Source organism: Actinomadura sp. CNU-125 (assembly GCF_001942465.1).
In the GTDB taxonomy this organism is placed as follows: domain Bacteria; phylum Actinomycetota; class Actinomycetes; order Streptosporangiales; family Streptosporangiaceae; genus Spirillospora.
Window position 1 is genome coordinate 1 of record NZ_MKJY01000147.1, and the last position, 12,778, is coordinate 12,778.

Genomic DNA, 12,778 nt, shown 5'->3' on the forward strand with positions numbered 1-12,778 from the left:
GCGGCGCCGCACGGTCCCGCGCGGACGCCGAGGGCGGCGAGGTCGCGGGCGGCGCGGGCGGCGGCACCGTCGGCGACGGACGCGGCCGCGTCCACGCCGTCCCGCAGGTGGGGCCAGGCGAGCGCGGACGGCGTCGCGCAGTGCAACCCGGACATGATCGTCGCGCTCGTCCCGATCGTGGTGAGCCGTCCGGCGGCGAGGCTCGCGAGGACGCACGCCGCCGCGTCCGGCTCGACGGTGAGGAGCGTGGGCGGCGGCGTCGCACGTCCGGACCGTCCGGACCGTCCGGACCGTCCGGACCGGTAGTGGGCCACGGCGGCCTGGGCCAGCGAGCCCACGCCCACGGGGACGGCCACGAGCCCCGGTGGCTCGACCCCGCGCGCGCTTAGCTCGTCGTCGATTTCGGTGAAGAGGGTGGAGTAGCCGTCCACGATCCACTGGGGTACTTGGTCCGAGTCTTGGCCCGGGACCGAGGTGTCCTGGATGAGCAGCGTGTCGCCCTCGGCCGATGCGGCCGCTTCGACGGCCCGGCGCACCGCCTCCTCGTACGTGCCCGCGACCCCGGCGACCCGCGCGCCCTCCCCCTCGATCGCCGCGACCGCCGCCGGGTGGACACCGGACGGGACGTAGATGCGGGCACGAACGCCGAGCAGGCGGGCCATCGCGGCGACCGCCCGTCCGTGGTTGCCCTCCGTCGCCGTGACGAACCGGACGGGACGTCCGGCACGCACGCGCGCGCGCAGCTCTTCGAGCGTCGGTTCTGCGAGACCGTAGTGTTCGGACAACGCCCGGAAGGCACCCCACGACGCGCCCAGCATCTTGAACGCGGGCAGGCCCAGCCGGGACGACTCGTCCTTCACGAACAGCCTGTGGACGCCCAGTTCGGCGGCGAGCGACGGCAGTTCGACCAGCGGGGTCGGGGCGTAGCCGGGGAGCGTGCGGTGGAACGCGGCCACGGCACCGGACGGGCGGTTCCCGTCGTCGACAGAGTCGACGGAGACGGAGTCGACGGAGAGCGCGGGCCGGGGGCGGGCATACCAGGAGGTTCGGGTCATCGTGGCCATGCGTTCAGGCTCACCGACACCCTTCACATCGGTCCAGCACATGTTTTCGAGCGATAATCATCAGTGAAAGTGAACGGTCGAACCGATGCGGGGGCGCAATGCTCGATCTGCACCGGCTGCGGCTGCTGCGCGAGCTGAAGCACCGCGGGACACTCGCCGCCGTCGCCGAAGCCCTGTCGTACAGCCCGTCCTCGATCTCCCAGCAGCTGTCGGTGCTGGAGCGGGAGGCGGGGGTGCCGCTGCTGGAACCGGTCGGGCGGCGCGTCCGGCTGACCCCGCAGGCCGAGATCCTCGTCGCGCACACCGAGGCGGTCCTCGAACGGCTCGAACGGGCGGAGGCCGACCTCGCGGCGTCCCTGCGGGGCCTGACGGGCACGCTGCGCGTCGCCGCGTTCCAGACGGCCGCGCTCGCGCTCGTCCCGGACGCGCTCAGCCTGCTCGGCGACGCGCACCCGGGGCTGCGCGTCGAGGTCACGCAGTGCGAGCCGGAGAGCGCGCTGCCCGCGCTCCTCGCGCGCGACTTCGACGTGGCCGTCACCGAGGAGTACCCGGACGAGCCGATCCCGCGCCCGGACGGCATCGAGTTCGCCGAACTCGGGGAGGACGAGATGCGGCTCGCGCTCCCCGGCGGTTCGGCGGCCGAACCGTCACTGGCGGCCGCCGCCGGGCTTCCCTGGGTGCTGGAGCCCGCCGGGACGGCGTCACGGCACTGGGCGACGCGGCTGTGCCGGAACGCCGGGTTCGAGCCGGACGTCCGGTACGAGTCGACCGACCTGCTGCTGCACCTGCGGCTCGTCGAGCGCGGGCACGCCGCCGCCCTGCTCCCCGACCTCGTGTGGACGGGCGGCGCCCCGGCGGTCCGGCTCGTCCGGCTGCCGCGGGGACGGCACGTCCGGCGGCTGTTCACCGCGACACGGCGGGGAAGCGGCGCGCACCCGGCGGTCCGCGCGTGGCGCGAGGCGCTGGCCCGCCCGCTGCGAGAACGACCCCAAGAGACCCTCAAAGAATTTGCAGACGGCGGCTAAGCTCGGATGCACAACATCCGTTTCTCACCACGGAACATCACGTCCCTCCTCGCCGAGGCACGCTCCTCCGGCCCGGCGCGACGAGACCGGCGACACGCCGGGGCTCCCGGGTCTCCCCCACGCCCCTAACGCCCGTCCACGGGCACATGCGGGTGTCCCGTACCCAGTTTGGGTGTTTTCCCGGATGGCGAAGACTCCGCCGACCGGGCAGAGTCGGAATCGGCGGTAGAGGGACGCGGCCCGGAGACGGGATCGGGCCGCAGGAAGGCCACGATGTCCGATACGTCGATCCTCACCTCGATGAACACCATAGAACTCGCCAGGCTCCTGTACGGCTCCGCGCTGCAGGAGTCCGACCACCCGTCCGCCTCGCAGGTGCGCACGGCCGTCGACGCGCGCCTCGGCGCCTGCGGCGACGACCGGGAGGCCTGCCTCGCCGAGATCGCGCAGGAGGCCGGCGACCACCCGGACGCCTACCTCGCCCGGATGCGCTGGGCCATCACCGCGGTCACCGGCGCCTACGGGCGCGCCGCGGACGGCACGAACCGTCCCGCGGTGAACCGACCGCGCGTCCCGTCCGCGCCCGCGCGGAACGGAACGCGGCGGCCGGGCCGGTCCGGTGCGCCGGGCGGCCGGGCCGCGAAGGGAGAGGAGAGGGAGATGAAGCCGACCCGTTCACCGTTCGCCGACCGCCGCGAGGACGTCGTCCCGCGCAACCTCCGCGACCTGCTGGCCGCGGAGGCCGGTGCGCGGCCGCAGGACGACGACGAACGCCGCAGGCGGCGACGACAACGCAAGGTCATGACCGCCCGCCGCGCCCCGTGACCTCGCCGGGACGGGCCCGCGCGGCCGTCAGTGGCGCGACTTCTTCTTTTTCTTCGTCTTGCCGCCGCCGTCCGACTCCCACTCGTAGCCGGGCTCGTTCTTCTCGCAGTGGCTGTCGCTGACGCGCTTGTCGGTCGCGTCGTGCTCGCACCAGCGGTCCCCTCCGCCGCCGCACGCGGTCAGGCCGAACGCGGCGACCACGACGGTCATCGTGAGGGCGACTCTTCTGCTCATCATCCTTGCCTTTCGATCTCGAACCCGCCGGGACGGCGGGCGCGACAGTGCTCAGACGTGCCCCGGACCGTGCCCGTTCCGGCCCGCCGGGGCGGGGCCGGGCCCGTTCGCGAACTATGCTGACGCCCGTGAGCGATGAGGCCGTGACGGAACCGGACCATGGACGGGAATACCGGATCGCGGAGCTCGCGGAGGCCGCGGGCGTCCCGGTGCGGACCCTGCGTTACTACCAGGAGCGCAGGCTGCTGCCGCCGCCGCGCAGGCAGGGCCGCATCGGGCTGTACTCCGAAGAGCATCTCGCGCGGCTGCGCATGATCGCGAACCTACTGGAACGCGGGCACACCCTCGAAGGCATCCGGGAACTCCTGGCGGCGTGGGAGCAGGGCCGCGACATCGGCGCCGTGCTGGGCGTGGAGAAGGCCGTCACGACGCCGTGGTCGACCGAGGAACCGGTGACCATGGCGATGGACGAGCTGGCCGCGCTGTTCCCCGGCGAGGTCGGGGCCGCGTCGGTGGAGCGGGCCCTGGAGCTCGGCCTCATCGAGATCGACGGCGACCGGGTGACGCACTGGAGCCGCCGGCAGCTCGACGCCACGGTGACGCTCGTCCGCGCCGGGGTGCCGCTGGAGGCGGTGCTGTCGGCCGGGCGCGAACTGCAGCGGAGCATGGACGGGCTCGCGGCGATGTTCGTCGACCTCATCGCGACGCACGTCGTCGGCAGCCTCGAAGAGCAGGACCTCGGCGACCTCACCGACACGCTGGCGCGGCTGCGGCCCGGCGCGCAGGTGACGGTCGAGGCCGGGTTCGCGGCGGCGATGGACCGGCAGGTGCGCGCGGCGATCGACCGGCTGCTCGGCCCCCTCGCCCCCTGACGGCGGCGCGCGCGGGCGCGTGCGCCGACGCCCGGCGGCGTGCGGCCCGCACTCGCCGGGCGCGGCCATACTGGGTGCATGGTCGACGAAGAGCGCTGGAAGGCGCGGTTCCGCGCCGCCCGGATCAGCCTGCCCCGATGGGCGCGTGACGCGCCCGACCGCAGCGTCTACCGGTCGAACGTGACCGGCACCTGGGAGATCTACACGTGGGACCGCGCGTCCGGCGCGCGGCGGCAGGTGACCGACCGGCCGAACGGGACCTGGACGGGCGGCGTCGACCCGTCCGGTACGTGGGTGTGGTGGTTCGCCGACACCGACGGCGACGAGTTCGGCGTGTGGAAGCGCGTCGCGTTCGACGCGGAAGAGGGTGCGGAGAGCGCCCCGGCCGTCCCCGGGCTGGAGCCGTCGTACCCGTCCGGGCTGTCGCTGGGCGCGAGCGGGCTCGCGGTCGTCGGCCGCACGACGGAGGCGGGCAACACGATCCACCTGTGCCGTCCGGACGCCGAACCCGAGGTGCTGTACCACCACGCGGAGGACACGCACGTCGCGGCGCTGTCGCGGGACGAGACGCTGATCGCGATCGGGCACAGCGAGCACGGCGACAGCCGGCACATGGCGCTGCGCGTCGTCCGTCCGGACGGGACGGCGGTCGCGGACCTGTGGGACGGGCCGGGCAAGGGCGTCTACGGCGCCGGGTTCGCGCCGGTCGCGGGCGACGCGCGGCTGCTGGTGAACCACGAGCGGCGGGGCCGCGACGAGATGCTGATCTGGGACCCGGTCGCGGGCACCGAACACGAGATCGTCCTCGACCTGCCGGGCGAGATCGGCGCGGACTGGTACCCGGACGGGACGGCGCTGCTGGTGTCGCACTCGCACGAGGCGCGCGACGAGCTGTACCGCTACGACCTGCGCACGGACGCGCTGACGAAGATCGACACGCCGCGCGGGGTGATCGGCGGCGCGGACGTCCGGCCGGACGGGACGATCGAGTTCTCGTGGTCGTCGGCCGCGGAGCCGCCGGTGATCCGGTCGACGTCCGGGGCGGTCGTGCTGACCCCGCCGGGACCGGCCGCGCCGCCGTCCGTCCCGGTCGAGGACGCCTGGGTGGACGGTCCGGGCGGCCGGATCCACGCGCTGGTCAGCAGGCCCGACGACGGTTCGGCGGCCCCGTACCCGACCGTGTTCGACGTCCACGGCGGACCGACCGCGCAGGACGACGACTCGTTCGTCGCGTCCGCCGCGGCGTGGATCGACCACGGGTTCGCGGTCGTCCGGGTCAACTACCGGGGTTCGACCGGTTACGGGTCGCAATGGCGGGACGCGATCGAGGGACGGGTCGGGCTGACCGAACTCGAAGACATCAAGGCCGTCCGCGACTGGGCCGTGTCGTCGGGCCTCGTCGATCCGGAGCGGATCGTGCTGACCGGCGGGTCGTGGGGCGGGTTCCTGACGCTGCTCGGCATCGGCACGCAGCCGGACGACTGGAGCGTCGGCGTCGCGGGCGTGCCGGTCGCCGACTACGTGGCGGCCTACGAGGACGAGATGGAGGGGCTCCAGGCGTTCGACCGGTCGCTGTTCGGCGGATCGCCCGCCGAGGTCCCGGACCGGTACCGCGAGTCGTCCCCGATCACCTACGTGGAGCGGGTGCGGGCGCCGGTGCTGATCCTGGCCGGGGAGAACGACCCGCGCTGCCCGATCCGGCAGATCGACAACTACCTCGGACGGCTCGCCGAACTGGGCAAACCGCACGAGATGTACCGGTACGACGCCGGGCACGGCTCGCTCGTCGTCGAGGAGCGGATCACCCAGATGGCGGCCGAAATCGACTTCGCCCGGAAACATCTCGGCATGTCGTGATCTGTCGCGGGGACGTGCGGATGAACCGCACGTCCCCGCGTTTACGTGATCAGATGGTGGGGCATCCCTCCGTCGGCCGCTAATGAGCACAGTCGGTACATGTTCGTATACACAACGTGACCGGCGACCCCTCGGCGCCACCGCCCGATGCGGCGGCGCAGCGCTCTGACATCGCTGATCGAGGGGGATCGCATGACACGGCTGCCGCACGACACCGACCACGACCGTCCGTCCGCCCGCACGCCCGGCCGGATCACCCGCGTCGCCCGCAGCTTCTGTGACCGAGGCATCGACGTCGGCACCTCGGACCGCCGAAAACCGGGCCGCTTCGATCCGCGGCGGCCCGCGCCCCGCATCGTCGCCCTGGCCACCGGCACGATGCTCGCGGCGACGGCCTTCCTCGTGACCGCCTCCACCGCCGCGATGGCCTCGACGGCACCCGCGCCCGCGGGGGCGACGGTGCCGGACGGCGCCACGATGTCGGACGGGCCGCCCGTGCCGTCCGACGCCGCGCCGCTGCCCATGGGCCGCCCGCCCGCGCCCATCCTTTCGGGGACGCACGCGGCACCGTCCGTCCTCAAGCCGGCCGTCGAGACCGCGCCGAAGGACACCGCGCAGGAGAACAGCACGCAGAAGGACGCTGCGCAGAAGGACACCGCGCAGGAAGCCACCGTGCAGAAGGCCGCTTCGACCGCCGCCAAGCCCGACGAGCCGAACCTGCCGCGGCAGGCGAAGGCGGAGCGGCTCGACCACGGGTTCGTCACGGACGTCCTGCGCTCCCGGGACATCGAGTGGCGGTCCACCGGGAACTGCTCGGACCGCGAGAAGCCGACGTGCACGTCCTTCACCGGGCTCCGCTGGGAAACCCTCGAAGGCCTGCTCCGGTTCGCGGCGAAGAGCGACTGCAAGATCGTCGTCACCGGCGGGACCGAGCGCGGCCACGCGCCCGGGCGCCACAGCCACTACAACGGCTACAAGATCGACATCGCGACGGGCGCGTGCGTCGACCGCGAGATCGAGGGCTACGACCGCAAGGGCGTCCGCAGCGACGGGGCGAAGCTGTACCGGTCACCCGAAGGCGGGCTCTACGCCCGCGAAAGCGACCACTGGGACATCACGTACACGTGATCACGCGCGAACATCGCGGATGATGTCCACGAGTTCCCGGGTGACCGACTTGAACCCGGGGATTCGGGACATCGCGACCATCCGGTTCACCAGCGGCACGGTCCGCTCGACCAGCAGATAGGTCTTGCGGCAGCCCGGCGAGTTGTCGTGCACCCAGTAGAGGACGATGCCCATCGAGTACAGCCACAGCAGTTCGGGCAGTTCCTTGCGGAACTCCTTGTCGATCTTGAGATCGGAGCCGTCCACGACCTCGCGGTAGATCTCCACCGCCGAGTCGCGCGCCGGACCCGACTCCGCGCTGAACGGGTTCAGGGGGCTGGTCGGCTCGGCCGCGAACTTGAAGAACTTCCCGGCGAACTGGTGATACGGGACCATCGTGTCGACCCGGGCCTTCAGCACGCCCAGCAGCCGCGCCGCGAAACCCGTCTCCGCCGCCAGCACGGCCCGGCACGCCGCGACGTGCTCGTCCTGCAGCTCGTCGTAGTACGCCTGGATCAGCTCCTCCTTGGAGCCGAAGTAGTAGTAGGCGTTACCGACCGAGACGCCCGCCTCCTTGGCGATCGCGCGCATCGTCGTCGCCTCGTACCCGCGCTCCCGGAAGAGCCGCAGCGCCGTCTGGACGATCAGCGCGCGGGTCTGCTCGGACTTCACCGCCTTCGTCTCGGTCACGCCTGCCACCCTACGGCCCGGAACGCCGCGCGGTCAGGCGCCGACCGCCCGAACGCGCCGCGCCCGCCCGTCCGTCCGCCCGTCCGCCCGCCCGCCCGTCCGCTTCCTCAGGTGAGGGAGAGCCGGTCCGGGCGGCCTCCCGGGTCGAGCGCCACCGCCAGGCCGTTCAGGCGGAGCGACGTGGCGCCGCGCAGATGGGGCAGGTCGGCGCCGCCGTCGCCGGTACGGGCGAGGAAGGCGACCTGCTCGGTCCACGTCAGGAGGGTCGATCGGGCGTCACCGGCCAGCAGCACGGTAGCGAGGGACGTCCAGCGCAGCAGGTCGTCGACAGTGGACTCGTAGACGAAGACGATCCTGCGTTCCGGCACGATGTCCAGGTAACGGGACCGGTACTCCAGCCGTTCCGGGGCCGAACCGAGCACGGAGAAAGTGCTGTGCGCCGTCTCGCCGCCGCCGACCCGGAACTCGTGCCGGTAGACGGCCCCCGATCCGGGAAGCCGGAACCAGCGCCGCCGGATGTCGGAATCGGCGAAGGCGGCGAAGACGGCGGCGGGCGCGGCGTCCAGACGCCGAGAGATCGTGAAGGTGTCGTGCCGGACGTCGTGTCCGCCCTCCGGCCCGGCCGCGGTTTCCTGTGCGCTCATCAGCATCCCTTCCTCTGATTATCATCAGTAAGGAATTGCGGCCCGCCCCCTGTTAATCCCGCTGTTCAATACGCACTTTCACGTAAGCAACGCACCGGAGGAACAACCGCATGGACGCCGCACTCCGCGCCGACCTGGTCGCCCGGGGGACGGCACCCGAATGCGCCGAGACGATCGAACTCGTCCGCGATGTCCTTGCCCGGGTCGGCGACAAGTGGACCGTCCTGGTCGTCACGGCGCTCGCGTCCGGCCCGATACGCTTCACCGCCCTGCACGAGCGGATCCCCGGCATCTCACAGCGCATGCTCAGCCACACCCTGCACGCCCTCCGCCGCGATGGACTGATCACACGGACCGCCTACGCCGAGGTCCCCCCGCGCGTCGAATACGCACTCACCCCGCTGGGCCGCTCCCTGGCCGCGGCCGTCGACCACCTCGTCCAATGGACGCGGACCCACCAGGCCGATATCGCCCGCAACCGCCAGAACCACGACGACGAAACGTGACCGACCGGTGCACGCGGACGGACGAACGCGCCGCGCGCGCCGTCCGTCCGTCCGCCCGTCCGTCCCCGGTTAGCGCCCGGCGGGTTCCCACCACGTCAGGTTCGCGGCGGCCTGCGCCACCGGCTCGATGATCTCCCACCCCTCCGCGATCAGCCCGCCGTCGACCCGCCACACGTCGACGACCACGATCTCCGGCCCGCCGTCCGGAAGCCGGCGCCGCGAATGCATCACGACGTGGTCGCCGTCGGCCAGCACGTGCTCGACCTCGACCTGCATGCCCGCGAGCGGCACCAGCGCCGCCCCCACCGCGGCGAGCCATTCCTTCTTGGTCTTCGAGGTCGAGTCGGGCCGGTGGTGGACGAAGTCGTCGCTGAGGAACCGTCCGAGCGCGTCGACGTCGCCCGTCCCGATCAGTTCCGCCAGCGCCCGTTCGACGATGCTCTTGTTCTCCGTGGTCATGGACGCAGTGTCGCCGCGGCCCCGTCGGCTGTCGATGAACTCCCATTTCATGGCGTCCGGCGCCACGATGAGTACGCTCGACGAACGTGAACACCGTCGGGGAACTTCTGCGGGAATGGCGGCATCGGCGCCGGATCAGCCAGCTCGACCTCGCGATCGCCGCCAACGTCTCGGCCCGCCACGTCAGCCTCGTCGAGACCGGCAAGTCCAACCCGAGCGCGGACATGGTCCTCCGGCTCGCGGACCACCTCGACGTGCCGCTGCGCGACCGCAACCGGCTGCTCCTCGCCGCCGGTTTCGCCCCCCGCTACACCGAACGCCCCCTCGACGGTGACGCGCTGTCGGCGGCGCGGGACGCGGTCGGCCGGGTCCTCCGCGCGCACGAACCGTACCCGGCGCTCGTCTTCGACCGCCGATGGAACATCCTCATGACCAACCGCGCCGTCGACCCGTTCTTCGCGCTCGTCGACCCGGACCTGCTGCGGCCGCCGGTCAACCTGGTCCGGCTGGGGCTGGACCCGCGCGGCCTCGCCCGCCTGGTCGTCAACACGGCGGACGTCCGCGCGGTGTTCCGCTCGCGCATCGCGCGCCAGCTCGCCGCCGCCCCCGACCCCGAACTCGCCGCGCTCTACGACGAGTTCCTCGCGCCCGCGGCGGACGAGCCGGGCCGACCGATCGAACCCGACGTCGTGATCCCGATGATCGTCCGCTTCGACGGCCGGGAACTGCGCCTGTTCTCGACCATCACCACATTCGGCACCCCGATGGACATCACTCTGGACGAGATCTCCATCGAGTCGTACTACCCGGCGGACGCCGAAAGCGCCGCCTACTGGAGCCCGCGATAGGTCGCCGACTTCCGCCGGCCCGCGCCGACCGTCCCGGGCGCATCTCGCCCTTCTCCCGAACCCTTATGACACAATCGCCCGCCATGGGTGCATCCGGCTGGAACTACTTCGTCCCTTTCCGGCAAGACATCGAGCAAGCCCTTCCCGACCTGCAGCGACGAGTGTTCGACGACGGCGACTACTACCGCGACGAGGAAGACGAGTTCATCGACGACTCCTCACTGGAGGCGCTCCTCGCGTGCAAGGAGGCCGAGGAATTCTGGGAGGTGGGCACCCACTCGATCCTCGACATGGACCAGGTCATCGACGCCGACCGGCCGGAAGAGGTCGGGGCGATCAGGGCGTTGTCGGCCGACGAGATGCGGACGCACCTGGGGAGCGAGCGGCCCACCCGCGCGGACCTCGAACGGGCCTTCGCCGTCCCCGCCGCACCGGGCATGGGCCCGCCCATCGACTCGTCCTACGCCAAGTGGACCGGCCGCTACGTGGTCCTCTACCGCGACGGCGCACCGGACGAGATCGCCATCTGGGGCGCGTCCGGCGACTGACCCGCGACGCCGCGTCCGGGCCCGGGTTCGGGTCCGGTCGTCCGTGAGCGGGGCGGCTACGGCTACGGGGCGGTCGCGACCTCTTCGGCGGCGGCGGCGACCTCGCCGGCGATCTCCTCGGACACGTTGAGGCGGACGTTCGCGACGACGGCGTGCAGGGCGCGCAGCGCGGCGCCCGCATGGTTGCCCCAGTGGTTGAAGTACGAGTACTGCCACCACCAGAGGGCTTCGAGGGGACGGTCCTGCTGGTAGTGGCGCAGGCCGTGGACGAGGTCGCTCGCGACGTCCACGAGGTCGTCCGACAGCCGGTACGCGGTGGACTCGGTGTCCTTGTAGGGGTCGAACACCTCGGCGTACTCGTCGACGGTGACGAGGCGTTCGGCGAGGCCCGTCCGGACGGCGTCGAGGTCGGGGTCGTCGCCCATCTCGGGCTCCCAGTTGTCCGGGAGGATCACGTCGGCGCTGGCGCCGAGCTGCGCACCGGCCAGGATGATCTGCGACACCTCCAGCAGGAGGAGCGACACCGTCTGGGTGCCGCCGTCGCCGCGCGCGACGGCGTTCAGTCCGTTGAGATAGTTCTCCACGTGCTTGGCGACCCGTTCGGAGAGGGCCGTCCATTCCTGCGGGCTGTTGGTGTCAGACATCGAGCAGCCTCCGTCCTTCGAATGCGCGGCCCAGCGTCACCTCGTCGGCGTATTCCAGATCGCCACCCACCGGCAGGCCGCTGGCCAGTCGGGTGACTTTCAGGCCCATGGACTTGACGAGCCGCGCGAGGTAGGTCGCGGTCGCCTCGCCCTCCAGGTTCGGGTCGGTGGCGATGATCAGTTCGGTGACGGTGCCGTCCGCGAGACGCTGCATCAGCTCGCGGATGCGCAGATCGTCCGGGCCGACGCCCTCGATCGGGCTGATCGCGCCGCCGAGGACGTGGTACGTGCCGCGGAACTCCCGGGTCTTCTCGATGGCGACGACGTCCTTGGACTCCTCGACCACGCAGATGACGTGGGGGTCGCGGCGCGCGTCCCGGCAGATCCGGCACTCCTCTTCCTCCGCGACGTTGCCGCAGGTCTTGCAGAAGCGGACCTTGTCCTTGACCTCCTTGAGCGCCTTGCCGAGGCGTTCCACGTCGGCCGGGTCGGCGGCCAGGAGGTGGAAAGCGATCCGCTGCGCGCTCTTGGGGCCGACGCCGGGCAGCCTGCCCAGTTCGTCGATGAGGTTCTGAACGACCCCTTCGTACAACGGACCTTTCCTTCCGCTCGGGTACTGGTGGACGTGCGCGAAGCGTCGGCGTCAGGACCGTCCGCCGCCGAGGCCGGGGAAGCCGCCGGGCAGGCCGCCGCCGCCCTCGCCGCCGCCGAGACCGGGCATCCCGGGGATGCCGCCCCCGCCGCCGAGGCCCTGCGCGAGCGGGCCCATCTTCTCCTGCTGCAGCTCCTGGGCCTCGCGTCCGGCGTCGCGGATCGCGGCGAGCACCAGGTCGGCGACCGTCTCCGCGGTGTCGGCCGGGTCGTCGGGGTCGATCGCCTTCGGGTCGATCGACAGGCCGATGATCTCCCCGGCGCCGTTGACGGTCGCGGTGACCAGCCCGCCGCCCGCGGTGCCCTTGACCTCGGCCTCCGCCAGCTCGCGCTGCGCGGTGACGAGCTGTGCCTGCATGGCCTGCGCCTGCTGGAGCAGTTCCTGCATGTTCAACTGACCACCGGGTTCCACGGTGCACTCCTTCTTCCGGCCCCTGGTAGGGGCCTTCTCTCTGGTGACCCGCCGACCACCGGACGTCCGTCCCCCGAGACTACGGGTTCACGGCGCGCGGCGGTAAGTGCGGACGGCGGTGAGCCGATGCGGTGAGCCGATGCGGTGAGCCGATTCCGATCAGGAGTTGTCGATTTCCTTGATGATCTGCCCGCCCAGCTCGCGCTGGATGAGCGCCATCCCGCTCATCTCGGCTTCGAGCCCGTCCGCGTCGGCGTCCCCTTCGGGGTCCACCTCGTCGCTCTCGTCCATCGGGGCGGGCTCGTCCGGCGGCGGCGGCTCGTCCGGCGGGCGGGGCGGTCGGACCCGGTCCGGACGGCGCCGGCGCCGACTGCGGCGGAGCGGGTGCGGGG

16 protein-coding genes and 1 pseudogene are annotated in these 12,778 nt (G+C 72.1%); 8 read left to right on the plus strand and 9 right to left on the minus strand.

The window, feature by feature from the left end; translation table 11 throughout:
- Positions 1-1,055: pyridoxal-phosphate dependent enzyme (locus BJF79_RS18550; protein ID WP_262402238.1), on the minus strand; the 1,055-nt coding region annotated here is incomplete at its 3' end.
- A gap of 107 nt (positions 1,056-1,162) precedes the next feature.
- Here BJF79_RS18550 and BJF79_RS18555 point away from each other — a divergent pair.
- Both BJF79_RS18555 and BJF79_RS18560 read left to right on the plus strand, forming a co-directional pair.
- Positions 1,163-2,089 carry a LysR family transcriptional regulator gene (locus BJF79_RS18555; RefSeq protein ID WP_075899104.1) on the plus strand — a complete coding sequence of 309 codons (927 nt, stop codon included), beginning with the start codon at positions 1,163-1,165 and terminating at the stop codon, positions 2,087-2,089.
- Positions 2,090-2,362: 273 nt separating this feature from the next.
- Positions 2,363-2,914 carry a hypothetical protein gene (locus BJF79_RS18560; RefSeq protein ID WP_075899105.1) on the plus strand — a complete coding sequence of 184 codons (552 nt, stop codon included), beginning with the start codon at positions 2,363-2,365 and terminating at the stop codon, positions 2,912-2,914.
- Positions 2,915-2,941: 27 nt separating this feature from the next.
- Here BJF79_RS18560 and BJF79_RS18565 read toward each other — a convergent pair whose 3' ends face one another.
- The gene (locus BJF79_RS18565; protein ID WP_262402239.1) at positions 2,942-3,148 is read right to left on the minus strand and encodes a hypothetical protein; all 207 of its coding nucleotides are present in this window, start codon (positions 3,146-3,148) and stop codon (positions 2,942-2,944) included.
- A 143-nt stretch (positions 3,149-3,291) separates the two neighbouring features.
- On the opposite strand from BJF79_RS18565, the gene BJF79_RS18570 reads away from it, so the two are divergent.
- The 3 genes from BJF79_RS18570 to BJF79_RS18580 all read left to right on the plus strand — a co-directional run bounded on the left by BJF79_RS18570 (position 3,292) and on the right by BJF79_RS18580 (position 7,005).
- Positions 3,292-4,020: a MerR family transcriptional regulator gene (locus tag BJF79_RS18570; protein ID WP_262402240.1), complete on the plus strand. Its 729-nt coding sequence runs from the start codon at positions 3,292-3,294 to the stop codon at positions 4,018-4,020.
- Positions 4,021-4,098: 78 nt separating this feature from the next.
- Complete coding sequence (locus BJF79_RS18575; RefSeq protein WP_075899108.1) at positions 4,099-5,877, plus strand: prolyl oligopeptidase family serine peptidase; 1,779 nt, start codon at positions 4,099-4,101, stop codon at positions 5,875-5,877.
- Between the two features lie 192 nt (positions 5,878-6,069).
- Positions 6,070-7,005 (plus strand): hypothetical protein, encoded by a 936-nt coding sequence (locus BJF79_RS18580; RefSeq protein ID WP_075899109.1) that lies wholly within the window; start codon positions 6,070-6,072, stop codon positions 7,003-7,005.
- Here BJF79_RS18580 and BJF79_RS18585 read toward each other — a convergent pair whose 3' ends face one another.
- Both BJF79_RS18585 and BJF79_RS18590 read right to left on the minus strand, forming a co-directional pair.
- Entirely contained in the window at positions 7,006-7,674 is a 669-nt protein-coding gene (locus BJF79_RS18585) for a TetR/AcrR family transcriptional regulator (protein WP_083733567.1), read from the minus strand. It abuts the gene before it with no gap.
- 107 nt (positions 7,675-7,781) lie between these two features.
- A complete protein-coding gene (locus BJF79_RS18590) occupies positions 7,782-8,318 on the minus strand; it encodes an SRPBCC domain-containing protein (RefSeq protein WP_075899121.1) in 537 nt (178 codons plus the stop codon).
- 110 nt (positions 8,319-8,428) lie between these two features.
- Here BJF79_RS18590 and BJF79_RS18595 point away from each other — a divergent pair, with 110 nt between their 5' ends.
- Positions 8,429-8,824: a winged helix-turn-helix transcriptional regulator gene (locus BJF79_RS18595; protein ID WP_075899110.1), complete on the plus strand. Its 396-nt coding sequence runs from the start codon at positions 8,429-8,431 to the stop codon at positions 8,822-8,824.
- Positions 8,825-8,893: 69 nt separating this feature from the next.
- On the opposite strand, the gene BJF79_RS18600 is transcribed toward BJF79_RS18595, so the two are convergent.
- Positions 8,894-9,283, minus strand: coding sequence for a nuclear transport factor 2 family protein (locus BJF79_RS18600; protein ID WP_075899123.1), 390 nt, complete (start codon positions 9,281-9,283; stop codon positions 8,894-8,896).
- Positions 9,284-9,369: 86 nt separating this feature from the next.
- On the opposite strand from BJF79_RS18600, the gene BJF79_RS18605 reads away from it, so the two are divergent.
- Together BJF79_RS18605 and BJF79_RS18610 are read left to right on the plus strand one after the other, a co-directional pair.
- On the plus strand, positions 9,370-10,131 hold the full coding sequence (locus tag BJF79_RS18605) for a helix-turn-helix domain-containing protein (RefSeq protein ID WP_075899111.1): 762 nt from the start codon (positions 9,370-9,372) through the stop codon (positions 10,129-10,131).
- Positions 10,132-10,214: 83 nt separating this feature from the next.
- Positions 10,215-10,679, plus strand: a complete 465-nt coding sequence (locus tag BJF79_RS18610) for a hypothetical protein (protein WP_143220026.1) — start codon at positions 10,215-10,217, stop codon at positions 10,677-10,679.
- A 62-nt stretch (positions 10,680-10,741) separates the two neighbouring features.
- Here the strand turns inward: BJF79_RS18610 and BJF79_RS18615 are convergent, their stop codons facing one another.
- The 4 genes and pseudogenes from BJF79_RS18615 to BJF79_RS60640 form a co-directional block, all read right to left on the minus strand.
- Positions 10,742-11,323, minus strand: coding sequence for a DUF5063 domain-containing protein (locus tag BJF79_RS18615; protein WP_075899113.1), 582 nt, complete (start codon positions 11,321-11,323; stop codon positions 10,742-10,744).
- Complete coding sequence (recR, locus tag BJF79_RS18620) at positions 11,316-11,915, minus strand: recombination mediator RecR (RefSeq protein WP_075899115.1); 600 nt, start codon at positions 11,913-11,915, stop codon at positions 11,316-11,318. The genes BJF79_RS18615 and recR overlap by 8 nt, the downstream gene beginning before the upstream one ends.
- 51 nt (positions 11,916-11,966) lie before the next feature.
- Entirely contained in the window at positions 11,967-12,362 is a 396-nt protein-coding gene (locus BJF79_RS18625) for a YbaB/EbfC family nucleoid-associated protein (RefSeq protein ID WP_410050107.1), read from the minus strand.
- A gap of 183 nt (positions 12,363-12,545) precedes the next feature.
- Positions 12,546-12,778: pseudogene (locus BJF79_RS60640) on the minus strand (DNA polymerase III subunit gamma and tau); the annotation flags it as partial.

What these genes read in the sequence shown, in the direction of transcription:
- BJF79_RS18555 (WP_075899104.1), top strand. Translation starts at nt 1,163, where the DNA reads ATGCTCGATCTGCACCGGCTGCGGCTGCTGCGCGAGCTGAAGCACCGC.
- BJF79_RS18600 (WP_075899123.1), bottom strand. Translation starts at nt 9,283, where the DNA reads ATGACCACGGAGAACAAGAGCATCGTCGAACGGGCGCTGGCGGAACTG.
- BJF79_RS18595 (WP_075899110.1), top strand. Translation starts at nt 8,429, where the DNA reads ATGGACGCCGCACTCCGCGCCGACCTGGTCGCCCGGGGGACGGCACCC.
- BJF79_RS18580 (WP_075899109.1), top strand. Translation starts at nt 6,070, where the DNA reads ATGACACGGCTGCCGCACGACACCGACCACGACCGTCCGTCCGCCCGC.
- BJF79_RS18615 (WP_075899113.1), bottom strand. Translation starts at nt 11,323, where the DNA reads ATGTCTGACACCAACAGCCCGCAGGAATGGACGGCCCTCTCCGAACGG.
- BJF79_RS18560 (WP_075899105.1), top strand. Translation starts at nt 2,363, where the DNA reads ATGTCCGATACGTCGATCCTCACCTCGATGAACACCATAGAACTCGCC.
- BJF79_RS18565 (WP_262402239.1), bottom strand. Translation starts at nt 3,148, where the DNA reads ATGAGCAGAAGAGTCGCCCTCACGATGACCGTCGTGGTCGCCGCGTTC.
- BJF79_RS18625 (WP_410050107.1), bottom strand. Translation starts at nt 12,362, where the DNA reads ATGCAGGAACTGCTCCAGCAGGCGCAGGCCATGCAGGCACAGCTCGTC.
- BJF79_RS18575 (WP_075899108.1), top strand. Translation starts at nt 4,099, where the DNA reads ATGGTCGACGAAGAGCGCTGGAAGGCGCGGTTCCGCGCCGCCCGGATC.
- BJF79_RS18590 (WP_075899121.1), bottom strand. Translation starts at nt 8,318, where the DNA reads ATGAGCGCACAGGAAACCGCGGCCGGGCCGGAGGGCGGACACGACGTC.
- BJF79_RS18610 (WP_143220026.1), top strand. Translation starts at nt 10,215, where the DNA reads ATGGGTGCATCCGGCTGGAACTACTTCGTCCCTTTCCGGCAAGACATC.